Annotated in this window: 21 protein-coding genes and 3 pseudogenes; 4 read left to right on the top strand and 20 right to left on the bottom strand. The window is 34.3% G+C overall.

The window, feature by feature from the left end; genetic code table 11:
* Positions 1 to 82 precede the first annotated feature (82 nt).
* Positions 83 to 682 carry a hypothetical protein gene (locus JO178_RS17165; protein WP_291938486.1) on the bottom strand — a complete coding sequence of 200 codons (600 nt, stop codon included), beginning with the start codon at positions 680 to 682 and terminating at the stop codon, positions 83 to 85.
* Positions 683 to 1,120: 438 nt separating this feature from the next.
* On the opposite strand from JO178_RS17165, the gene JO178_RS17160 reads away from it, so the two are divergent.
* Both JO178_RS17160 and JO178_RS17155 read left to right on the top strand, forming a co-directional pair.
* Complete coding sequence (locus JO178_RS17160) at positions 1,121 to 1,378, top strand: hypothetical protein (RefSeq protein ID WP_291938484.1); 258 nt, start codon at positions 1,121 to 1,123, stop codon at positions 1,376 to 1,378.
* A gap of 153 nt (positions 1,379 to 1,531) precedes the next feature.
* A complete protein-coding gene (locus JO178_RS17155) occupies positions 1,532 to 2,359 on the top strand; it encodes a hypothetical protein (protein WP_291938482.1) in 828 nt (275 codons plus the stop codon).
* A 184-nt stretch (positions 2,360 to 2,543) separates the two neighbouring features.
* Here the strand turns inward: JO178_RS17155 and JO178_RS17150 are convergent, their stop codons facing one another.
* The 17 genes and pseudogenes from JO178_RS17150 to JO178_RS17070 form a co-directional block, all read right to left on the bottom strand.
* Positions 2,544 to 2,966, bottom strand: a complete 423-nt coding sequence (locus JO178_RS17150) for a hypothetical protein (protein ID WP_291938481.1) — start codon at positions 2,964 to 2,966, stop codon at positions 2,544 to 2,546.
* A 2-nt stretch (positions 2,967 to 2,968) separates the two neighbouring features.
* On the bottom strand, positions 2,969 to 3,679 hold the full coding sequence (locus tag JO178_RS17145) for a hypothetical protein (protein WP_291938480.1): 711 nt from the start codon (positions 3,677 to 3,679) through the stop codon (positions 2,969 to 2,971).
* Between the two features lie 280 nt (positions 3,680 to 3,959).
* Positions 3,960 to 5,033 (bottom strand): PIN domain-containing protein, encoded by a 1,074-nt coding sequence (locus tag JO178_RS17140; protein WP_291938478.1) that lies wholly within the window; start codon positions 5,031 to 5,033, stop codon positions 3,960 to 3,962.
* A gap of 190 nt (positions 5,034 to 5,223) precedes the next feature.
* Positions 5,224 to 5,403, bottom strand: a pseudogene (gene groEL, locus JO178_RS17135) (chaperonin GroEL); the annotation flags it as partial.
* A 3-nt stretch (positions 5,404 to 5,406) separates the two neighbouring features.
* Positions 5,407 to 6,123, bottom strand: coding sequence for a hypothetical protein (locus JO178_RS17130; RefSeq protein ID WP_291938476.1), 717 nt, complete (start codon positions 6,121 to 6,123; stop codon positions 5,407 to 5,409).
* A 130-nt stretch (positions 6,124 to 6,253) separates the two neighbouring features.
* Positions 6,254 to 6,442: pseudogene (locus JO178_RS17125) on the bottom strand (hypothetical protein); the annotation flags it as partial.
* Positions 6,443 to 6,496: 54 nt separating this feature from the next.
* Positions 6,497 to 7,612, bottom strand: coding sequence for a DUF6794 domain-containing protein (locus tag JO178_RS17120; protein ID WP_291938474.1), 1,116 nt, complete (start codon positions 7,610 to 7,612; stop codon positions 6,497 to 6,499).
* Positions 7,613 to 7,730: 118 nt separating this feature from the next.
* Positions 7,731 to 7,973: pseudogene (groEL, locus tag JO178_RS17115) on the bottom strand (chaperonin GroEL); the annotation flags it as partial.
* Positions 7,974 to 8,060: 87 nt separating this feature from the next.
* The gene (locus tag JO178_RS17110; RefSeq protein ID WP_291938472.1) at positions 8,061 to 8,765 is read right to left on the bottom strand and encodes a hypothetical protein; all 705 of its coding nucleotides are present in this window, start codon (positions 8,763 to 8,765) and stop codon (positions 8,061 to 8,063) included.
* Positions 8,766 to 9,122: 357 nt separating this feature from the next.
* Positions 9,123 to 9,692 (bottom strand): hypothetical protein, encoded by a 570-nt coding sequence (locus JO178_RS17105; protein ID WP_291938470.1) that lies wholly within the window; start codon positions 9,690 to 9,692, stop codon positions 9,123 to 9,125.
* 225 nt (positions 9,693 to 9,917) lie between these two features.
* Complete coding sequence (groL, locus tag JO178_RS17100) at positions 9,918 to 11,543, bottom strand: chaperonin GroEL (RefSeq protein ID WP_291938467.1); 1,626 nt, start codon at positions 11,541 to 11,543, stop codon at positions 9,918 to 9,920.
* Positions 11,544 to 11,599: 56 nt separating this feature from the next.
* Complete coding sequence (locus JO178_RS17095) at positions 11,600 to 11,959, bottom strand: four helix bundle protein (protein ID WP_291938465.1); 360 nt, start codon at positions 11,957 to 11,959, stop codon at positions 11,600 to 11,602.
* A gap of 26 nt (positions 11,960 to 11,985) precedes the next feature.
* Entirely contained in the window at positions 11,986 to 12,264 is a 279-nt protein-coding gene (locus tag JO178_RS17090) for a co-chaperone GroES (RefSeq protein ID WP_002976538.1), read from the bottom strand.
* A 115-nt stretch (positions 12,265 to 12,379) separates the two neighbouring features.
* Positions 12,380 to 13,171, bottom strand: coding sequence for a TerC family protein (locus JO178_RS17085; RefSeq protein ID WP_291938463.1), 792 nt, complete (start codon positions 13,169 to 13,171; stop codon positions 12,380 to 12,382).
* 3 nt (positions 13,172 to 13,174) lie between these two features.
* Positions 13,175 to 14,374 (bottom strand): cation:dicarboxylase symporter family transporter, encoded by a 1,200-nt coding sequence (locus JO178_RS17080; protein WP_291938461.1) that lies wholly within the window; start codon positions 14,372 to 14,374, stop codon positions 13,175 to 13,177.
* A gap of 42 nt (positions 14,375 to 14,416) precedes the next feature.
* Entirely contained in the window at positions 14,417 to 15,727 is a 1,311-nt protein-coding gene (locus tag JO178_RS17075; RefSeq protein ID WP_365867170.1) for a citrate:proton symporter, read from the bottom strand.
* A 5-nt stretch (positions 15,728 to 15,732) separates the two neighbouring features.
* Positions 15,733 to 16,419 carry a DUF2490 domain-containing protein gene (locus tag JO178_RS17070; protein WP_291938457.1) on the bottom strand — a complete coding sequence of 229 codons (687 nt, stop codon included), beginning with the start codon at positions 16,417 to 16,419 and terminating at the stop codon, positions 15,733 to 15,735.
* Between the two features lie 151 nt (positions 16,420 to 16,570).
* Between JO178_RS17070 and JO178_RS17065 the strand changes: the two genes are divergently transcribed.
* Together JO178_RS17065 and JO178_RS17060 are read left to right on the top strand one after the other, a co-directional pair.
* Positions 16,571 to 17,683 (top strand): histidine kinase, encoded by a 1,113-nt coding sequence (locus JO178_RS17065; protein ID WP_291938455.1) that lies wholly within the window; start codon positions 16,571 to 16,573, stop codon positions 17,681 to 17,683.
* Complete coding sequence (locus JO178_RS17060; protein ID WP_291938453.1) at positions 17,676 to 18,374, top strand: LytTR family DNA-binding domain-containing protein; 699 nt, start codon at positions 17,676 to 17,678, stop codon at positions 18,372 to 18,374. The genes JO178_RS17065 and JO178_RS17060 overlap by 8 nt, the downstream gene beginning before the upstream one ends.
* 59 nt (positions 18,375 to 18,433) lie before the next feature.
* On the opposite strand, the gene JO178_RS17055 is transcribed toward JO178_RS17060, so the two are convergent.
* Positions 18,434 to 18,568: a hypothetical protein gene (locus JO178_RS17055; protein WP_291938451.1), complete on the bottom strand. Its 135-nt coding sequence runs from the start codon at positions 18,566 to 18,568 to the stop codon at positions 18,434 to 18,436.
* Between the two features lie 427 nt (positions 18,569 to 18,995).
* Positions 18,996 to 21,383: a M1 family metallopeptidase gene (locus JO178_RS17050; RefSeq protein ID WP_291938449.1), complete on the bottom strand. Its 2,388-nt coding sequence runs from the start codon at positions 21,381 to 21,383 to the stop codon at positions 18,996 to 18,998.
* Positions 21,384 to 21,401 lie beyond the last annotated feature (18 nt).

The raw sequence follows: 21,401 nt of genomic DNA, 5'->3' as shown, positions 1-21,401 counted from the left end.
GGTAGCTTGTACCTTAATAGTTAGCTCGCAAATTTACGCATTGTGCCTCTATACACTATATACAATTGTGCTAATGTTGTTTTTATTTTTTTCTTTCAATAATAAGATACGCTGCATCCAGCATTTTAATCAGATGAATGTATGGGTTGATCATGTTCTTTTCCGGCAGATGGTCATAGATGCCCATTGAGAAATAGACCATTCCGGAAATAAAATAATCAAATTCCTTAACGCTGTATTCTCTGAATGCTTTTGTAAAGACCAGCAGCGGATTTTGATATTCTTTCTCCGAAAGTAAACCAAGAGCTAATGGTGAAACAGCTTCCAACTGAGTATTGACAAACAATTTCTTTTCCTTCAACATTAAAAAGTAGCCTGCACGAATGAATGACCGCATCGCCTGATGAAAATGATAAATGACAGAGGGATCTTCTTTTATCCAGCTGTTTCTTTTTACCGCATAGCTCATAATGGTGTTTAAAAGCTCTTTGGAGGCTGTAAGGTCATTGAGCTGAAAAAATGTTTCTATCTGCTGTAATTCGTAATGTTTCTTCCGGCCTTTCCCAAGCCGGGTTTGAAAGTCTGTTCTGTTTTTTTCATGAGGGTGTATTTTTTTGATGTACGATTTTACCCGGCAGTAAAGAAGTAAGCCCTGCAATGCCTGAGCTCCCTGTCTATACAAGCGAATGAATAGGATAGAATTTGTGTTTTTCTAAAAGCCCGAAAGCCGCAATGGATTGTACACCCCATTGTACCGTATCATGATACTTTATATGGTAAAGCTGGCTTAGAAAAAGATGATTGTAGAAAAGCAGAACAACATGAAAATAAAAACGGCATGAGACTCTACAATATCCGTCATAGAGGTACTGGTATACCGTGCAACAGATAAGAGAGCCCACGCCTAGGTCGTGAGCTTCTTACTTATCCTCTCGTGTACTTTTAAATTACCAGTTTTCAAGTCGAGATTCTAAGCAATAGCTTCTATATTTCTTTGAAGTATCGCAAAATTACTCTAATGAATAATCTTGTCCAAATATAATAAAAATATCTTAATATTACCGAATTCGGTAATGGTATTTTTTGTTAATAATTACAATTTGCACTAAAGAGTGCAATTATGAACGAGTTCAAGACAGATGAAATCAAAAAGATGGTCTCAGAAAAAATAAAAGAAATAAAAGGAAACACTCCTTATTCGAAGATTTCTGAAAAATGTAATGTGACGGCTGCTAGAATTAGTGATGTTGCTAATAACAAGATTGATTGTCAACTCAGCACTTTTATTGAAATTGCAACAGGGCTAAGAATACACCCAAAAGAATTATTTGATATTGTTTTTGATTTTGAAGAATATTATTCTGAACTAGATAAATAAATAATCTGAAGTCTTCATACTTTAGATTATTTACTTATTTGCGTAGAGAGTGAAAATTTGTGTAGCAGAAGGAAATCTGAGCCCCTAAGAATTGAGAATGAAAGGACAAGACCTTGATAAGAAAGATTAATAATATTTAAATAAAACTAGAACATGAACATAAACGAATTAAAACAAATTAAACAAGGGCATTATGTGTTCCTTGATGGAAAGGTACATGAAGTTGGATATAACTTAATAAAAGACATTGAAAATTTTATATATAAAAACATAGATGATGAAGAATTATTATCTAGATTGGAATTTATCGAATTAACAGATCAATGGCTTGATGATTTTGGGTTATATGTAACAAGAGGTCAATACACAGATTTTAATTGGGGTAATTCAACCCAAGATAGAATTACAAAAAATAACGGGGAGTTTAGACTGAGTTTTCATAATACTACCGAGTACAAACAAATCATTTTTGTACACCAATTGCAGGACTTATACCGTGCTAAGACTTATTCTATTTTAAGATTACAAACTCCACGTAATGTCGACAATGAATTCAAGGTAGGGAACATTGTATTTGTAGAAATAAAACCAAATGTAATTGTTAAGTGTGAAATTTTAAAAGTTGGAGATAATACAATTTCAGGAACTACACTTGGTGATGATTATGATATTGAAATCTTTAATTTAGAGAAAAAATATTTTTCACCTATATTAATAGATGAGCACAGAATTGAATCAATTGGTTTTATTAGAAATGATTATATTGGAAGAGATATATTAAATCGATCAGGAAATATTTTATTTGAAAAAGATAATTATGTTATAAGCTTTAATAAAGTGTCTTCTTTCGCTATTTACATGATTGACTATAATAAGACTACCGAGCTAAGATATTATAGTGATAGAATGGTATATTTACACGAAATTCAGAATCATTTTAATTCTGTCAAGGAATTCGAAAAAAAAAATAACAAAATTTAAAATTCTAATTTAAGTTATTTTTATTTTCCATCCTTGCTACTACCACACGAATCCTTCGTGTAGTTTAAGTATTATAATATAATCTATAGCCAAAACCATACGATACAATCTTGTGTCGCGAGGATGGTATGTTGGCATTTGCTTGCTATTACAGTCGGAAGAATTTGTATAGTATATAATTTTGTTATTTATTATTAACTATTATCAAGTATGAGATAATCCAAACGAGTAGCATGAATAATTGATAAATTGCGTTTTCAGAGTATCTGTTAGCAACCCATAATTCATGAAGAAAAATTAGTAGAACTAAAACAAAAGTAAGTAAACCAATATATAACCCAGAGCTAGAAAATAAAATAGAAATACAAATTATAAATAATGGCTGTAGACACCATTGTGTCATCAATTTTCTGAAGTTTGACTGTTTGTATTCGTATGAGTCATTTAACCAACTATCTATGTCTCCTACGTTATTTTCTTTTTGTAATTCTTCTCTTTTTTGCTGTCTTTTATAACCTTGTTTACCAATAATTATAAATACAGGTAGTAAAATAGAGCATATTCCTCCAATAAATAGATTAAATATTTCTTTATCAAAATACTTCATGATTAAAATCTATTATTTAGACGTTGTGAAATTCTAAAATCTCTATCTTGTAAGATTTTTTTCCAAAATGAGTATGAATTTTTATTATTTCCGTTATAATCTTTAAACTCAAATAACTCTTTGGAGATTCCAAGTTTGTTTATAGGAATAAAATATGAAACTATTTCTTGGTTTTTATAAGGAAAAATCGAAATTTCACATAATAAATTAATTTTTTCAAGATGTTTTAACATCTCTATATTTTCATCATTAATATATTCTTTCTTTATAAGATATATGTCTTTTTGAGGCTCCGGTCGATTAGTCCAATCAACCACAAATTCATCGAAAAAAATTTCATATATACTCAAATCCTCATTCCACTGATTTAATAATGGGAATGATAACCAGTTAAGTAGGAGAAATAATGATTTTATGGAATTATAAGAAAACTCATTTAAGCTCTCAATATAGTTTATAAAATTGTCAGATTTAATAAGGTCGTTTTTAATTACATTGTATAAAAAAGCATCTTTGGACTTCCCCCTAATTTCATCTAAAAACTGATTAACCTGCTTAATATTGGAGAATTGAATGTAATTAGAACTGTCGACTAAAATTTGAATTATGCTTTGAGGACTATGATTCAAGTTTCCCATTAATTTTACCTCAAATTGCTCAAACTTATTCTCTTTGTAATATATAAATTTATTAGACTTTATTTTGATTTCCATCTTTCCTTGTAAGTAATTTTAAAATTATAAATTATATATGTATATCATACTTTTTTTTAAATTTATTTCATGATTTTATTTAAACAAAACTATCTGGAAGACCGGATAGATTAATTTACATGTATCAATTAGAACTAGATCATTCATGACATTAAAAACACCTATTCGCATAGCTGGTTCAGGAATTATTAGCATCAAACATTGACAATGTTCCATTATAGAAAGGATTCAATAGAATTCCTCCAAATCCGTCTTTGGAAATGCTATATTAGTTATAGTTTTAAATTTCTTCAATTTCCCTTATTTCATAATCTACAATTTCTACAAACTCTCCAGTATATTTTTTAGAGTCATAACTAAATGATGGATAAATTAAAGCATTTGCTTTAAAATTTCTTTTTTCACTTCTATTTATTTCTCCTAACCATATTCCGTCTTCTTTATCATAGAAAGCAGAATTAAAATCTGTATAATCGCAATCAACAGAATATTTAATATTCAATTCAATTTCATATGTAAAAGTATCTGTTTGAATTTCATTTATTAAAGCAATGTCAAATTCCGTCTCTTTAAATGCGTGAAAATTAACTTCAACATCTTCCATCCAAGGATCATTGTATAAAATTTCAAAAGCAGAACTCTCTAAACTGCTAATTAAAGAAGATTCAGTTTCGTATTCAATTTCACTTAATGAATCTCGATAAATTCGATTAAATATTTCTTCTTTAACATCACTATTTTCAATGTATAAAAATTCAAGTAATGTTGATAAATTAAATTCACAATTGATTTGTGGGTGTTCATAATTTGTGAAATCCTTATCATTTGTAATAAAGAAACAATCATTAAAATTATTTTCACACCAATGTTTAATTGTGTTTATATTAAATGCATCAGGAAATTCATTCTTCTTATTTCCTTCTTTAAATGGAGCGTTAGCAGCAAAATAATCATCTAATATTTCTGATGTGTTAGCAATATTTGTATTTATAATTTCAATATTGTTATTCTCAATTACTTCATCAAATTTTTGTAATAAAAGTTGTTTAGAATTTTCCTTAAGTAATTTAATATTATCTTTTTTGAATTGGTCATTCAATAGATTAATATTTCTTAATATTCTTGCTTCTTGATTAAATTCGATTTTTTGATTTTTATATAAATTAATTGCTTTAATGGAATGCTCTTCCAATCTTTTAAGAATTTCACGATAAATTATATCAGTGATTTTTAAACTAATTAATTTTTCTTGAGATAAATGAAATAAAAGATTAATATTTCGTCCTTCAAAATAATTTTCACTTTCAAAAATACTTGTATCTATGAAAACTATTTGCGCTTGATATTTTTCCATAGTCGTGCTAAAATTACAGCTAAAATCTAAATTTACACATTGTGCTAGTATTGTTTTTAACTATCTATTTGTTAATTATCAAAAGTATAATATAAATATACCATTTCTTTACGGAAAACCATAAGAACAGAAAAACCGCCCTACAAAAGCAGAGCGGTTTATATATTAAATTTGTCTTAGCGACTTGCTACTATATCATTCCTGGTATTCCACCACCCATTGGTATAGCGGGTTCAGCGCTCTTTACTTCAGTGATAACATACTCAGTTGTTAAAAGCATTCCAGATACAGAAGCTGCGTTTTCAAGGGTAACTCTTGTTACTTTAGTCGGGTCAGTGATTCCTGCTTCAAGCATGTGAAGATACTTGTCTTTTTATTCATTGATAAAGGGAAGTTTAAAAATTTTCACATTATTGAAGCCTCCATTTTCAAAATATTCAGTTTGCACCACAAAGTATGTTGGGGAATTTTCAATTATTTTGAAAATGAGTGACTTATTTTTGAGGTATGTCTCATCATAATTACTATTGGTTTCCAGCAAATTTAATTTGTATGTACATTTATCCATCCATTCAATTTTATTAATGGTATATACATTATTATTTCGGGTTTCGATAACTGTATTTTTTGTAAATGTCAGATACGATTTTTCTCTTTTTTTAAGCGTTTCATAGTAGTAAATTCCTGTTTTAATATCATTACAATTAGAGATACTTTCTTGCTTTTTGCTGACAAATTCTTTTTTTCTGTATTCTAAAAAACTTTTACAATTACTTAGTAAAAGTGATTCAATAGAAATGTAATAATCTTCAAAGTCTTTTGTATTTGTGTTCTTAGGGTCATTAAATTTTTTGATAATTGCAGTATAATTATCTTCAAAACTTTTTTGAACACACTGTTCCAGTGTTTTTTCCGGATCTTTTAGATTTTCTACATTTCCTAAGCAGGTACAGATTTCGTTTGAAATTTTTTTCTCTAAATTTTGTGAAAACAAGCCAATTGAGCTCATCAATAATGTAAATTGTAGTATGCGTTTCATTCTGATACAATGGTAGATAGCGTCCAAATTTACACACTGCATAATATACAACTATGCTCATATTGTTTAGATTTCAGCTATCTGTTTTTTGGTTATTAATTTTAGATTTAAATATACTGTTTTCTTAATAATAACCATGTTCAAACAAAAAACCGCCCTACAAAGTAGAACGGTTAGTATATTAATTTGCCTCGGTCGCTGACCGTCCTGGCATTCCACCACCCATTGGCATAGCGGGTTCAGCGCTCTTTACTTCAGTGATCACACATTCAGTGGTAAAAAGCATTCCGGAAACAGAAGCTGTGCTTTCAAGGGCAAGTCTTGTTACTTTAGTCGGGTCAATGATTCCTGCTTCAAGCATGTGAAGATAATCTTCTCGAATATAGAAAATGAAGGCAAAGGCTTATTATTTACATTACTTTTATCATTTAACAAGTTCCCAGCTTTTATAATCAAACCATTGCTCTTTATTACGTTTTATTTTTTTTATGATTCTTTTTGGCGGGTTGCTTAACCTTTGAGTTTTCGGATCATATATTATATCACCTTCATTGTCATAATAGACAATTCCTTTTTTGTCGCAAGTTTCAATAATTTTTACTTTAATGAGAAAGTCTTTTTCATTACGTGCTGTAATTATTCCTTTTGCAGTACAAATGTCATTATCATATTTGTCTTCTTGTTCTTTACTTACAAATCCTTTTGGGTAGCTAAATTCCAATGCATCTCCAATTTTATATTTTGAAAAGCTTTCTGCTTTTGCTTTTAGTTCATTTTTTTTAGAATTCTCCCAGTAATCCTGATAGTATTTGACTTGTTCCCCAAGTCTAATCTCTCTGTTGTTTAAATGTCTGTGGTAACTTACCAAGATAATCCCTGACATATCATCCGGATGATGAATATTTAAATCGTTAAAGTATTTTGATAGTCTTGAACCTCCCCAAAGTTGCCAATTATTTCTCATCCACATTCCAAACCCTAAATGTACCTTTCCGGTAAATTCGTTTTCTTCTAAGGTTTTAACTTTTGCTTTTATACTATCATTCCAGAATGTATTGATCTGAACAAAGCAATCCTCCAAGTCTTTGGGAATATATACTTTATTAATGGTATCTGTTATATATTTTATCTTATTTTTATCATCTAGTTGTTTTTGAAGTTTAATATACTTGCTAAGTATATCTTTTTCTTTGATTTTACCATTTATAAGAAATTGTTTAAAGCTATATAGCAACACATTGGAATGATTATCAAAAATTCCCTTTTTATCTAAGTATTTAGTAATTTTTGGATTGCCGTTTTCACTTGTCCAGTTAAAAATTGTTCTATACTCTTTATATGGTTTCGTCTTTGCAAATGGATAAACAGTATAAATTAAACTATCTTGATGAGTATTTTTAATTTGTATTTTAATACTATCTGGACAGTCTTTATCTAAATACATTACAACTTGCTTTAAGTTTTTGGGTAATTTATTTTGTGCAAATACGTTTAATTGTGCTAAAAATAAGATAGTGCTTACTAGGAATATTTTTTTCATGGTGTTGTAGATGATCCAAATCTACGAATTAGAGGAATATTATGCACGTTTAATTATACTAATATTATTATTTGGATAATACAAAAAAACGCTCCACAAAAGTAGAACGGTTAATATATTAATTTGCCTCGGTCGCTGACCGTCCTGGCATTCCACCACCCATTGGCATAGCGGGTTCAGTGCTCTTTACTTCAGTGATAACACATTCAGTGGTAAGAAGCATTCCGGAAACAGAAGCTGCATTTTCAAGGGTAATTCTTGTTACTTTAGTCGGGTCAGTGATTCCTGCTTCAAGCATTTGAACATACTCGTCAGTTTTAGCATTGTATCCGAAGTATTCAAATTTCGCATTACTTATTTTATTTGCTTCGTGCCATAGAATGAGCAGCGGGTTCCGGCGGAATAAATAACAGCTATTGTGCAAAATCGCTGTTGTGCGCTGTATCTGTTATTCAAAAGGCTTGTTACTTGTTGAAACTTTGGTTAAATCTATTTTGTATGTCAATCTAATATTTTCTTGTAATTGTTTTTTTATGTTTAGAATTTCTTTGCTCAATGAATCAAGAGATTGCTTTTTGTTTCTTTTAAGATAACCTTTATCATCATTTATTAGACTTTTTATGTCCAATTGTAAACTTGTGAATTCATGGTAATTTTTTAAGTTATTAGAAGCATTTTCTTCAGTGCTAAATACATGAGGTAAAATTCCAAAAAGTGTTGAACAGAAAAAACTAACTAAGAATAAAAACTTGACATAGAAATTGGATGTATTATCCCATCCTTTCTTCAAAATTAAAAATGTTAAAATGCCAGTAATTACTGAGAAAATGCAAAATAATGTTGAAAACGCAAATTCATACTTGCTAAATTTCTCAGCCATATATAGATTATTGGCTTTCAAATTCTGTATTATCGAATTATAGTCTTTGAGTGTTTTTATTGGGTCATTTCTATCGTTGGAAGAATTTAACGATGCGTTAATTATTGAATCACATTTTTGGTAGTTACTCTTCAATTCCTTTGCTGAATCGGCATATATGTCTATTGAGGTTTTGTAGATCAATCCGATTGTAGATATTGTAATCATTGCGAATATTAATCGAATTAGATTAATATCCCTTTGAAAAGCTCTTTTAAAAATGCTAAGTTTCATGATTTTTAGTTTAGTCGTTTATGATATAGCGCACAATATCCAAATTTACGCATTGTGTCAATATACAATTAAGTTAATGTTGTTTTCATTTTAGCTATCTATTTGTCAATCAGTAAATATTAAATATAAATATACTATTTCCATACGAGAAACCATAATCCAAACAAAAAAACGCTCCACAAAAGTAGAACGGTTTATATATTAAGTCGCCTCGGTCGCTGACCGTTGCATCATTACTGAAATTTCACCACCCATTGGCATAGCGGGTTCAGCACTCTTTACTTCAGTGATTACACATTCAGTAGTAAGAAGCATTCCAGATACAGAAGCTGCGTTTTCAAGGGCAAGTCTTGTTAGTTAGTCTTTATAAATTGCTAATCTTATTTGATCGAACCCACCTTTTCCCCTAAAACGAAATAAATAGGCATTCAATTTCTGATTTCGCCATTTTATATCATCTCTTACTGTTTCTTCTTTAGATTTTTCTAAATCTTCATATATTTCCAGATAGGGCTGCCCAAGGTTTTCAGTTACATATTTTTTGATTTCGTAGAATTTTTCATCAAACTGATGAGCAGATATTTCAGCTTTTTTATTTTCATTCCATTCATAGAACTTGAATTGGGTTTGGTCATCTTTTGTAAAAAAATAATCTACTTTAAGAATGAAGTTATTTTCATTTCTTTGATAAGATTTAGGAATTTCAAATGTATGCTTTGCAAAAGTGGGATAAATATCTTCTCCGATTCCCCAAAAATATCCAAGTGTGATATCTTTTGACTTTTGACTTATTTCTTCTTTCTTAATTTCGGTGAATTTTTTAAAGGAAAGATCAATTTCATTTTGAACAGGAACATTATTGAATCTACCTAATGAACAGCTGTAAGATATTAGTATAATAAAGATAAAGAGAATTGTGGTTTTCATTACAGCACTATGTTATTGTGAGATACTACGTATAAATTTTTCATAGTTAGACTTTAAAGCTACTTATACAAATTTACGCATTAAATTAAAATCCTTGTCAAGGTTTTAAACCTTGACAAGGGTGCCAATCCAGGCTCCTGTTCCTAAAACTTAAACCTTGTAAACAAAAAACCGCTCTATAAAAATAGAACGGTTTATATATTAAATTGTCTTAGCGACTCGCTACTACATCATTCCTGGCATTCCACCACCCATTGGCATAGCGGGTTCAGCGCTCTTCACTTCAGTGATCACACATTCAGTGGTAAGAAGCATTCCGGAAACAGAAGCTGCGTTTTCAAGGGCAACTCTTGTTACTTTAGTCGGGTCAATGATTCCTGCTTCAAGCATGTGAACATACTCGTCAGTTTTCGCATTGTATCCGAAGTCACCTGTACCTTCTGCTACTTTAGCAACGATTACAGAACCTTCACCACCTGCGTTGGCAACGATTTGTCTTAATGGCTCTTCGATCGCTCTTTTCACGATTTTAATACCCGTGTTTTCGTCAGCGTTGATTCCTGAAAGACTGTCAAGAGCTTTGATGGCTCTTACTAAAGCAACACCACCACCTGCAACAATACCTTCTTCAACAGCTGCTCTTGTAGCGTGAAGGGCATCATCAACTCTGTCTTTTTTCTCTTTCATTTCTACTTCAGAAGCAGCACCTACGTACAATACAGCCACACCACCAGCTAACTTAGCTAATCTTTCCTGAAGTTTTTCTCTGTCGTAGTCAGAAGTTGTAGTTTCCATCTGAGCTTTGATCTGAGCTACTCTTCCTTTGATTTTCGCTTCGTCACCACCACCGTTTACAACTGTAGTGTTGTCTTTGTCGATCGTTACTTTCTCAGCAGTTCCAAGCATATCTAAAGAGATGTTTTCCATAGTGAAACCTTGCTCTTCAGAAATCACCTGTCCACCGGTAAGGATTGCGATATCTTCTAACATTGCTTTTCTTCTGTCTCCGAATCCCGGAGCTTTTACAGCAGCAATTTTAAGAGAACCTCTTAGTTTGTTGACTACCAAAGTAGCTAAAGCTTCTCCTTCCACTTCTTCAGAGATAATTAATAGAGACTTACCCCCTTGTGCAATTGGCTCAAGAACCGGAAGTAATTCTTTCATTGAAGAAATTTTCTTCTCTACTAAAAGGATATATGGGTTTTCTAGCTCAGCTAACATTTTCTCAGGGTTAGTCACGAAGTAAGGTGACTGGTATCCTCTGTCGAACTGCATACCTTCTACAACATCTACCGTTGTATCGATACCTTTAGCTTCTTCTACAGTGATTACCCCTTCTTTACCAACTTTTCCGAAAGCTTCAGCGATTAAAGCACCGATCGTTTCGTCGTTGTTAGCAGATACAGAAGCTACTTGCTTTACTTTATCTGTAGAATCTCCAACAGCCTGAGACTGTGTTTTAAGGTTTTCAACAACTGCAGTTACAGCTTTGTCGATCCCTCTTTTAAGATCCATTGGGTTAGCACCGGCAGCTACGTTCTTAAGACCTTCTCTTACGATAGCCTGTGCCAATACAGTAGCGGTAGTAGTACCGTCTCCTGCGATATCATTAGTTTTGGAAGCAACTTCTTTTACCATTTGCGCTCCCATATTTTCTACTCTGTCTTCAAGTTCGATTTCTTTTGCAACAGAAACACCATCCTTAGTTACGTGTGGAGCACCGAAAGATTTTTCGATTACCACGTTTCTTCCTTTAGGACCTAAAGTTACTTTTACTGCATTAGCCAATGCATCAACTCCTCTCTTTAGAGCGTCTCTTGATTCAATATCGAATTTTATTTCTTTTGCCATAATTTTTTAGCTTTAGGCTATAGGCTTTAAGCAATAAGCTTTTTTACCTTTAGCAATTAATTATTATTTAATAATTTTTTTCTGAGTTGTATAAGTTTTTGCCTGATTAAATTTAGGGTCACATTAATTGTTGCTATTTTATCTTCAGAAGTACATCCCAAATCACAAGATAATAAGAGAAGATATTCGGTTTCGTTTGTTGAACCTATACTTATTTCTAAAAATCTTGCAAATTCTTTGTCTGTGGATCTTCCACAACCTTCTGCGATATTGGTAGGAATAGAAACGGCTGCTCTTCTTATTTGAGAAGTAAGACCAAAAAGCTCAGATTTAGGAAAATTTTCAGAAATAATATAAATTTCTTTTACCAATTCATGAGAAATTTTCCAGGTATCATATTTTTTGTAGTCTCTCATTGCCTACTGCTTATAGCTTAATGCTTTTACCCTATAATTCCTAGTAAGTCAGCTTCTCTTACGATTAAGTAATCTTTACCTTCTAATTTCAATTCAGAACCTGAATATTTTCCATAAAGAACTTTGTCACCTACCTGAACTGTTGTAGGCTCGTCTTTTTTACCTGGGCCTACTGCCACTACAGTACCTTCTTGCGGCTTTTCCTTTGCAGTATCCGGGATGATAATACCTGAAGCTGTTTTAGTTTCTGCTGCGATTGGCTCTACCAGAACTCTGTCTGCCAATGGTTTAAAGTTTACTGACATAATATATTTATTTTTTAATTATTTCTGTCTTGTAATTCTCTAAATGTATGCCATGAGACAGCAGTGGCTGAAATGGCAGACTTTTATTTTAGAATGTGAAAATTTGGCAGAAAAATTATTTTTTACGCGCCGGGAATCCGAAAAGATAACTGGTGATGACGGGTACGAGGAACAGAAGAACTGTAAAAGTTGACACCAGTATTTCCATGGTATGGCCCCCCAGAAAACGAGCGAATGCGGAAGCAGGGTAGAAATGTTCATATAAAGAAAGGCTGAGCTTGATTCCCAAAACGGCAATGACAATAAATGCCGCAGTTTCCAGAAAAGGAAATTGCTGCATCAGACGGACAAACCACTGAGCGATAAATCTCATCGCCAGAATTCCGATGAAAACCCCAAGGGTAATCAGCAGCAGATTATCTGAAAAAGCGACAGCCGCAAATACATTATCTATAGAAAAAGCAAGATCCATTACTTCTACCAAAGCGACAGTAGCCCAAAACTGACCCAAGAGACCAATAGAATTCCGGTACAGCCAGCTGGATTCTTTATCGGGATTTTCTTCCTGATCATCTTCCTGACCTTTATTTTTAATTTTTTTGATGAACCAGTCAAGAGAGATGTACAGCAGGTAAATACCTCCCAGTGGTTTCAGCCACCATACGGAAATCAGGACGGAAGCAAAAATAAGAGCCAGCCCGCGGAAAATATAAGCGCCGAGAATTCCGTATTTCAGGGCTCTTTTTCTTTGGTGTTCCGGGAGATCCATAACAATGGTAGCCAGTACTGCGGCATTGTCTACGGAAAGCAGGCTTTCAATAAGAATCAGATTGGCAACAATAGCCATAGATTTTGTAGGGTTTTGAAGGATATCGGTGAGAAGATGTGAAAAATCAGGAAGTATCATTTTTTAAGGAGTTGTATTTTGGTTAAGTTTAGAAATAATGGCAGCAGAGATAGTGATGCCAATGAAATTGGTGACAGACCGGGCCTCATTCATAAAGCGGTCTATACTGTAGAGCAGTGCCAGATCTGTAGCCGGAATTTTTCCGAACCGGCTCAGGGTAAACATAAGAGCCAGAAAACCTGATCCCGGAACACCGGAAGCGGTTTTGGAAGCAATGGATATAATGATGAAAAGCCAGAAATAATCCTGTATACTAAGAGAAATATTATAAAACTGAACAAGGAAAATACATGATATGGACAGATAAATGCATGCTCCTGCCAGATTGAAATTATACCCGAGAGGAATTACGAAACGAAGAATCTTCCGGTCATAACCCTGTGATTCCATTTTATCAAAAATCATCGGAAAAGCCGTTTTGGAAGAAGAGGTGGCCACTACCAGAATAATTTCCTCTTTGATACTGATCAGAAAGTCCCAGAGATTAATTTTAAAGTAAGCCGTCACCACGCCCAGTATTCCGAAAATAAAAAAAAGACTCGTAAGGTATACGGTAGCCACTATTTTACTTAAAGGTAATAACGTATTTATTCCATACACAGATATCGCATAAGCGATATTGCAGAAAATAACGACCGGAAGAAAAATATAAACGTATTTGATAAGTTTAAAAAACAGGTTTTTCCCCTCATCCAGTACACGAAGGATTTTATCTTTTCCTCTGGAAAGCCCGATAGCGATACCCGCAGAAATGGATAATAGCAATAAAATAACATAATTGCTGACATGTAAAGGATTGGTGGCTTTAGACAGAAACCGTTCGGGCAGACTTTTATGAATGGTACTAAGGCTAATACCCGTATCGGCTCCCGGTTTTAAAAGAAGCCCGGAAGCCATTCCTAATAAAGTACTGACAGAAGTGATGATCAAAAAATATAAAATCATCTGACCCACAATCCTGAAAGCATTTTTAATACTGAAAATATAACTTACTCCATACGTAACGGCGATGAATATAACCGGAACAATTAAAATTTCAAGGAGCATAAAAAAATAAGTGCTTACTTTTTCCAGATGCCGGCCGGTCTCCGGAAAATAATATCCCGTTAATGCTCCGCAGATAATTGCTGTGAATACATATAGGGTAAGGTTCCTTAAATAGGAATCTGTAAAGGTTCTTTGCTTAAATAAAGGCTTCACCATAGTCTTTTGTATGATAAGAATACGAAATTTACAGAAATAACCTTATATAATACCAAGGACCAATGCTCCCAGTAACATCACAACAGAAGATCCGATGGCCCATTTTAAAGTGAATTTCAGGTGATCCGAAAATTCTACTCCGGCCAGTGAGACCAGCAAATATGTTGAAGGAACCAAAGGGCTCAGTAAGTGAGAGGCCTGTCCCACAAGACTGGCACGTCCTAAAATATCCGGGGAAATACCCAGTTGATGACCTGTAGCAGTAATGACAGGCAATATTCCAAAATAGTAAGCATCATTGGTAAGAAAAAAGGTTAACGGAACGCTAAAAATAGCGGTAATAATATTCAGATAGCTTCCCCAGCTTTTGGGGATAATGTCTATAATACTGTTTCCCATGGAGCTCATAATTCCGGTACCATTTAAGATGCCCGTAAAAATTCCGGCTCCAAAGATCATTCCTGCTACAGACAGTGCATTTCCGGCATGTTTTGACATAATCTTCTGCTGGTCTTTCAGTTTCGGATAGTTGATGACAGACGCAATACAGAAGGCAATCATAAAAGCAATTCCCAAAGGAATAATATCAAGAATCATGACTCCTAAAAGGATAATGGTAAGAATCAGATTGATGATGATTAATTTCGGGCGGCGTAAGGCCGGATCATTTTCCCCGGCAATATCCTGACCGCTGTAGAGTGTATATTTTCCGTGTTTGCTGATTCTTTTTTTCTCACGTACCCCCAGAATATAGGCCACAATAATGACCCAGCCCAGCCCGATCAGCATGACCGGAATCATAGGGACAAATATTTCCGTATGTCCCAGTTTAAGTGAGCTCATTACCCTTGCAGTAGGCCCGCCCCACGGCAGAATGTTCATAATTCCTCCGGCCAGCATAATGATACAGGTAAGGATAAGAGGATTCATACCCTGTTTTTTATACAGCGGAAGCAGGGCTGCAACTACAATAATATAGGTAGAAGAACCGTCACCGTCTAAAGAAACCAGTGTTGTCAGAATAGCAGTTCCGATGGTTGTTTTTACCGGATTATCACCTACCGCTTTCAGAATAGCATTGACGAGAGGTTCAAAGAGCCCTGTATCAATCATCAGACTGAAATACAGGATGGCAAAGATCAGCATAACTCCGGTAAGTGCTATTTCTTTTACTCCTTCTTTCATCATTTTTCCCAGATCGGGCCCGAATCCTGCGATCACGGCAATCAGTACAGGAACGAGAACGAGAGCGGTAAGCGGAGTCAGTTTCTTGTTCATGATGAGGATCATGAAAATAAAAATCATTAAAAAGCCGAGAAATGTAAGCATAGTTTTTATATATAATTGGGTAATGGTGTTTATTGATTTTTCTTTCTCCAGTCGAAGGAATTCCGGAATCCGATATAGGCATAATTGTCTGTCCTGAAGCTTCCGAGCTGATTGATAAAAGCAAGTTCAATAGCGGAGGTTTTGCTGAGTTTTATACCAAGCCCTGCCGTAATACGGTTGCTGTCGAAGATATCTGTTTTGGTGGCATTGATACGGATTTCATTTTTTAAAATACCATAATATTTTCCGACCTTTCCAAATGGAATTCTCATTGAGAGAAGATATCTCAGCCTTACCTTAAATTCTTCAGGATTGTTCAGGAAACGCTCTTCTACCCGGAACCGGTGATTGAGTAGAGTTCTGCCGATATGCCCTGTTAAAGTCACCTGTTGAAAAGGTCTGGTTTCATATCGGGTGACCTTTTCTTTTTTGGAATTGTATGAATTTAAGACCAGAAACATAGCTCCTGCACCGGGTTCAACTCCGGGAGCTACTTCATATTCTAGATAAGCATTGGCCAGGAATAATCTGCCGTCTCCGCCCAGATCAAAAGACCTGTATTGCGAAAGAGCCGTTAAAGTAGTTTTATCACTCAGCTTTGCATTCATGATGTACTGATACCACATATTGTAATTATCAATACTTTGCCCTTTCAAGAAAGTATTGTGGAAAAGAATGCATAAAAAAATGAGGATTAATTTTATTTTAAGCTTCATATAATATTTGATTAACATTGTAGTTTCTCAAATATATTTATTAGAAGAAGCGGCTTTTGAATTTTTCAATCAATGACAGTTTTTATCAACGAACTGCATTTTGAGATAAAAAGATATTATATTTGATACGTGTCAAAACAGGGTATGAGTTATGTTTTTAATCATTAATTTTATTATTATATTACTGATTATCAGGATTTTATTTAATGGTAAAATTCTGAAAAGCCTTATGGAGTATCGCTGGAAGTTTTTGTTGAGTTTTCAGCATATTTTTTTTCTTTTTATCTTCATTTTGATCACTTACTTCACCGAAAACTACTTCCTGGACGCTGCGGAATTAGTCTGGAGTATTATTTTGAATACTTTTTTCAATATCGGAATCTATTATCTGGTGTATTATTATCTGGTTCCTCATTTCTACTTATCCAATAAATATCCGGAGTTTATTCTCTATGCTTTAATTTGTTTTCTGGTGTCCAGTCTTTTTAGAATTCTTTGGGAACCAGCTGTTTTTACTATGGATTTCAGCCGGGAAGGCTATCATGTGGGTTTTCTCTACAATGTATATATTTCTCAGGGCATCGTGATTCTCGTCGCTTCATTTTTGGGAATTACCAAAGACAAATTTCTGATAGAACAGAATGTGATAGATCTTGGAGAAGAAAAAGAACAGCTTTATCTTGATCTCTTAAAATCCAAGCTGAATCCTCATTTTTTGCTGAATACTCTGAATAATATGTATGCCAATAGCTTTACCCATTCGGAGAAAACACCGGATTCTATTCTGCAGCTCAGTAAACTTTTACAATACATTATTTACGACAGCGGAAAAGAAAAAATAAGTGTTTCCCAGGAATTTTCTTCACTGAAAGCACTGGCTGCTTTATACCAGCTTAAATATAATAACCGGCTGGATATTATGCTGGATATTAAGGATCTGGATGAATTTGATATTGTGGAAATTCCGCCTTCTCTATTGTTTACTCTATTTGAAAATGCATTAAAACATTCTGCAATAGGAGAGGAGGAACATAGTTTTATAAGGTTATACTGTGGAATGGAGCGTTCAGTATTATATTTTAAAATTATAAACACTGTCGGGAAATACAGGACAGAACCTGTTGAAACCGGATATCAGGGGCTGGGAAATGAAGCGGTTGTTCATATACTGAACAAGTTCTATGTAAATCAATATGAGTTTTATTCCGGACCGGAAGATGATGACCGGTATAAAATTGTTTTAAAAATTAATATCAATGGCTAATCTGACTATCGTTAATGTAGATGATGAATATCCTGCATTGCAGCTTGTAAAACAATATTGTGCCCAGCTTGAAGGAGTGGAGCTGCTGGCTTCATTTCAGAATCCGGAAGAAGCGTTGTCCTTTCTCAGGGAAAATAAGGTTGATCTCGTTGTTTTTGATATCAATATGCCACGAATAAACGGAGTAGAGCTTTTGCAGCAGCTCCCGGAACGGCCGTTATGTATTTTTCTTACTCTTGAGTCAAAATATGCGGTGAAAGCATTTGAGCTGGACGTCGTTCATTATCTTGTAAAACCTGTGGATTTTGAGACTTTTAAAAAGGCAGTGAATAAAGCTAAAGATTTTCTTCAGTTTAAAAATACTGCAGGTAACCGCCTTGAGGAAGACTATATTATGTTTAAATCCAATTATGTGATGAACAAGGTTTTTCTGAAAGATATTCTTTGGATACAGGGTTTTGGAGAATATATTGTACTTATGACGCCGTTGAAAAAATATATGATTCTCGACAGGATGTCCAATTTTGAAGAAAAATTTCAGAACTTCGGTTTTATCAGAATTCATAAATCTTATATTGTATTATCCGGACATATCAGTTCTTATGACTCCGGTCATGTATACCTGAAAACCGGAGAACAGCTGCCCTTGGGAAGAACCTATAAGCAGAATGTAAAAGAATATTTAAGTTAAGAATAATAACAAAGCCGGAAATTTCCGGCTTTTATTCTGATTGTCATGAGAGGGATTGATTATGGACAAGATTGTCCCGGACCAATCCAAAGAATACATTGTCCTTTGTAATTGTATTCGCAACAAAAACGTCCTACAGCTCCTCCGTTGATGGATTTCTGAGCATCTCTGCTTAATAATTTTGCATTTTTCATAGTTAAATAATATTTGATGTGTACAATTCCTGAACATTTAAAGTCAATCAGGGTTTTGACAATCTGGTGTGTATAAGTATCATCAAAGATAAATTTTTTATTCCAACTATGGTGAATAAAAATATGTTTTTTTTAAACTATTTGTATTCTGGCAATCAGTGTATTATTGAATATATTCAGGGAGCATTGTTCTGTCTGCGATATCTGTTTCCTGCTTTACGGTTTTTTATTTCAGAATCAATATAATAGGTAACGTATTTTTGGGGAATAGGTTGTGGGGGAGAATATAAAAGTTATAACCTTTTGATTTTGAGATTTTTCCTGTCGCTTTCAGGCTAAAAAAAAGAAAAAGTTCACCGTTGTGGTGAACTTTATATGATTTAGATTGGTTTATCCTCCGGAAAGGATCAGTGTTTTTATGATGAGATCAGCCTTTTCCTGCCGCCTGCATCGGGTTCACTTTTCCGTTGGAACTTCCTCTTGCAGAAGTTCCTTCCTGTTTTTGTTTAAAGAGCTGGAATTTTGAAACCTCGTTATTCCCTGCATTGCTGCTCCATAAATTATTCGAAGTATCAATATCGGCTGTCTCTCTCATCGGATCCAGCTGGATAGACTTTAGTTTTTTGTCAAAATAATACGTCTTTGACACTTTCTGTTCATTAAGTCTCCAGATCTGGGCAGATGATTTATCATATAATTTTGAACCGTCTTCAAAGGTGAATTCAAGAATGATAGGCATTACCAGCCCGCCTTTATTGGCAAAGTCAATTTGATAAGCCGTAATATTTTTGAACTTCTCTTTATCTTTAGCTTCTAAAGGAAGGGTAGCTTCTGTTTTAAGGGTGTAGTCTTTATTAAGATCCACTTTTTCCTGTCCTCTGTCATATCTGTAATAGAAATCCTGAGCTTCTTTATCTTTATCCACATAGAAGGTGATATTCTTATCTTCTCTGTTTCTGATTTTTGATAGATCTTCGAAACTGTTGACCAATGGTTTTTCTACCTGATATTTTATCTCTCCGGCAGCTTTAGGATCAGTTTCCAGATTAGGAGTGGATACGGTTACTTTATCAATAGCAATATCTACAGGATCTGTTCCGTAGAACCATCCTCTCCAGAACCAGTCAAGATCCTCACCGCTCGCATCTTCCATGGTACGGAATAAATCTGCAGGTTCAGGATGTTTAAAGGCCCATCTTTTGGCGTAGGTTTTAAATGCTTTATCAAAAAGCTCTCTTCCCATAATGGTTTCACGAAGAATATTCAGACCGGTAGCCGGTTTTGAGTAAGCATTCGGTCCGTATTGAACAATATTTTCAGAATTGCTCATAATGGGTTCCAGCTGGTCTTTCGGAAGCTTCATATAGTCTACAATGGTCCAGGCCGGCCCTCTTTTTGAAGGAAATTTGTTATCCCATTTTTCTTCTGTAAGATATTCGGTGAACGTATTGAGTCCTTCATCCATCCATGCCCATTGTCTTTCATCGGAATTGATGATCATCGGGAAGAAGTTGTGTCCTACTTCATGGATCACTACCCCGATCATTCCGTTCTTGGTAGCTTCGGAATAAGTTCCGTCTTTTTCAGTTCTTCCGAAATTAAAGCAGATCATCGGGTATTCCATTCCGTTGGCTGCTTCTACAGACTGAGCTACCGGATAAGGATACGGAATGGTGAATTCCGAATATGTTTTAATGGTATGTGCTACTGCTTTTGTGGAAAACTTTCTGTAAAGGTTATAAGATTCTTTGGGATAGAAACTCATGGCCATTACTTTATTATTATTTTCAGGGATGGTGACACGCATGCCGTCCCAGACAAATTTTCTTGAAGAAGTCCACGCAAAGTCTCTTACATTATTGGCTTCAAAAACCCATGTTTTTCTTTGCTTTGAATGATTTTTTTCCGCTTTTTTAGCTTCATCCAGCGTTACAATTTCTACCGGTTCACCGGCATTTTCCGCTCTTCGGTATCTTGATAACTGATCAGAAGTTAATACCTGATCATAATTTTTACATTCACCGGTTCCGCCTACGATATGGTCTGCAGGAACATTCATCGAAACTTTAAAATCTCCGAATACCAGTGCAAACTCACCTCTTCCCGTAAACTGGTGGTTCTGCCAGCCGTGGAAATCACTGTAAACACACATTCTCGGATACCATTGAGCCATCGTGTACAGGTCATTGCCGTCTTCAGGGAAATTTTCATAGCCGCCGCGGCCGCCCATTTTCATTCTGTTGGAAATGTTGTAGTTCCAGTCTACTTTGAATGTAAGTTTTTCTCCTTTTTTCAGTACTTTCGGAAGATCGATACGCATCATGGTTTTATTGACCGTGTACTTTAAAGGACTGCCTGAAGCATCTGTAACCTTTTCAAGGATCACTCCGTATCCGTTATCTTTGACGGGAAGCTCGGTTACTTTAAGCTGCTGGTCAGTAACAGACGGCTTAAGGACACTTGAACTCTCAAATCCCGCATTGTTAATGGTGGAATGTTCGTTTTCATCCAGCTGAAGCCAGATATAATCCAGATCATCAGGAGAATTGTTGTGATACGTGATGGTTTCAGAACCTTTCAGATTTCTTTTATCTTCATCCAGGTAGGCGGAGATAGTATAATCTGCCCTGTTTTGCCAGTATCCGTGACCCGGAGCTCCTGAAGCGGTTCTGTAAATGTTTGGTGTAGGAAGAATAGTGCCGAGCTGCTCGAATTTGTTTCCGTGATTGCTGCCGGGGTTATTCTGAATATTTTGTGCGGTGAAACCTGTATATGCAAATACAGAAAGTGAAAGTATACCAACTTTTAGTTTCATAACCGAAATGATTTAATA

The organism is Chryseobacterium sp., from assembly GCF_019236175.1.
In the GTDB taxonomy this organism is placed as follows: Bacteria; Bacteroidota; Bacteroidia; order Flavobacteriales; family Weeksellaceae; genus Chryseobacterium.
Note: the sequence above shows the minus strand (reverse complement) of the source record. Positions and strands in the feature narration are given on the sequence as shown.

Excerpts from the sequence above, each read along its gene's own strand:
- JO178_RS17160 (WP_291938484.1), top strand. The coding sequence starts at position 1,121 with ATGAACGAGTTCAAGACAGATGAAATCAAAAAGATGGTCTCAGAAAAA.
- JO178_RS17155 (WP_291938482.1), top strand. The coding sequence starts at position 1,532 with ATGAACATAAACGAATTAAAACAAATTAAACAAGGGCATTATGTGTTC.
- JO178_RS17150 (WP_291938481.1), bottom strand. The coding sequence starts at position 2,966 with ATGAAGTATTTTGATAAAGAAATATTTAATCTATTTATTGGAGGAATA.
- JO178_RS17145 (WP_291938480.1), bottom strand. The coding sequence starts at position 3,679 with ATGGAAATCAAAATAAAGTCTAATAAATTTATATATTACAAAGAGAAT.
- JO178_RS17140 (WP_291938478.1), bottom strand. The coding sequence starts at position 5,033 with ATGGAAAAATATCAAGCGCAAATAGTTTTCATAGATACAAGTATTTTT.
- JO178_RS17120 (WP_291938474.1), bottom strand. The coding sequence starts at position 7,612 with ATGAAAAAAATATTCCTAGTAAGCACTATCTTATTTTTAGCACAATTA.
- JO178_RS17110 (WP_291938472.1), bottom strand. The coding sequence starts at position 8,765 with ATGAAACTTAGCATTTTTAAAAGAGCTTTTCAAAGGGATATTAATCTA.
- JO178_RS17105 (WP_291938470.1), bottom strand. The coding sequence starts at position 9,692 with ATGAAAACCACAATTCTCTTTATCTTTATTATACTAATATCTTACAGC.
- groL (WP_291938467.1), bottom strand. The coding sequence starts at position 11,543 with ATGGCAAAAGAAATAAAATTCGATATTGAATCAAGAGACGCTCTAAAG.
- JO178_RS17095 (WP_291938465.1), bottom strand. The coding sequence starts at position 11,959 with ATGAGAGACTACAAAAAATATGATACCTGGAAAATTTCTCATGAATTG.
- JO178_RS17090 (WP_002976538.1), bottom strand. The coding sequence starts at position 12,264 with ATGTCAGTAAACTTTAAACCATTGGCAGACAGAGTTCTGGTAGAGCCA.
- JO178_RS17085 (WP_291938463.1), bottom strand. The coding sequence starts at position 13,171 with ATGATACTTCCTGATTTTTCACATCTTCTCACCGATATCCTTCAAAAC.
- JO178_RS17080 (WP_291938461.1), bottom strand. The coding sequence starts at position 14,374 with ATGGTGAAGCCTTTATTTAAGCAAAGAACCTTTACAGATTCCTATTTA.
- JO178_RS17070 (WP_291938457.1), bottom strand. The coding sequence starts at position 16,419 with ATGAAGCTTAAAATAAAATTAATCCTCATTTTTTTATGCATTCTTTTC.
- JO178_RS17065 (WP_291938455.1), top strand. The coding sequence starts at position 16,571 with ATGTTTTTAATCATTAATTTTATTATTATATTACTGATTATCAGGATT.
- JO178_RS17060 (WP_291938453.1), top strand. The coding sequence starts at position 17,676 with ATGGCTAATCTGACTATCGTTAATGTAGATGATGAATATCCTGCATTG.
- JO178_RS17055 (WP_291938451.1), bottom strand. The coding sequence starts at position 18,568 with ATGAAAAATGCAAAATTATTAAGCAGAGATGCTCAGAAATCCATCAAC.
- JO178_RS17050 (WP_291938449.1), bottom strand. The coding sequence starts at position 21,383 with ATGAAACTAAAAGTTGGTATACTTTCACTTTCTGTATTTGCATATACA.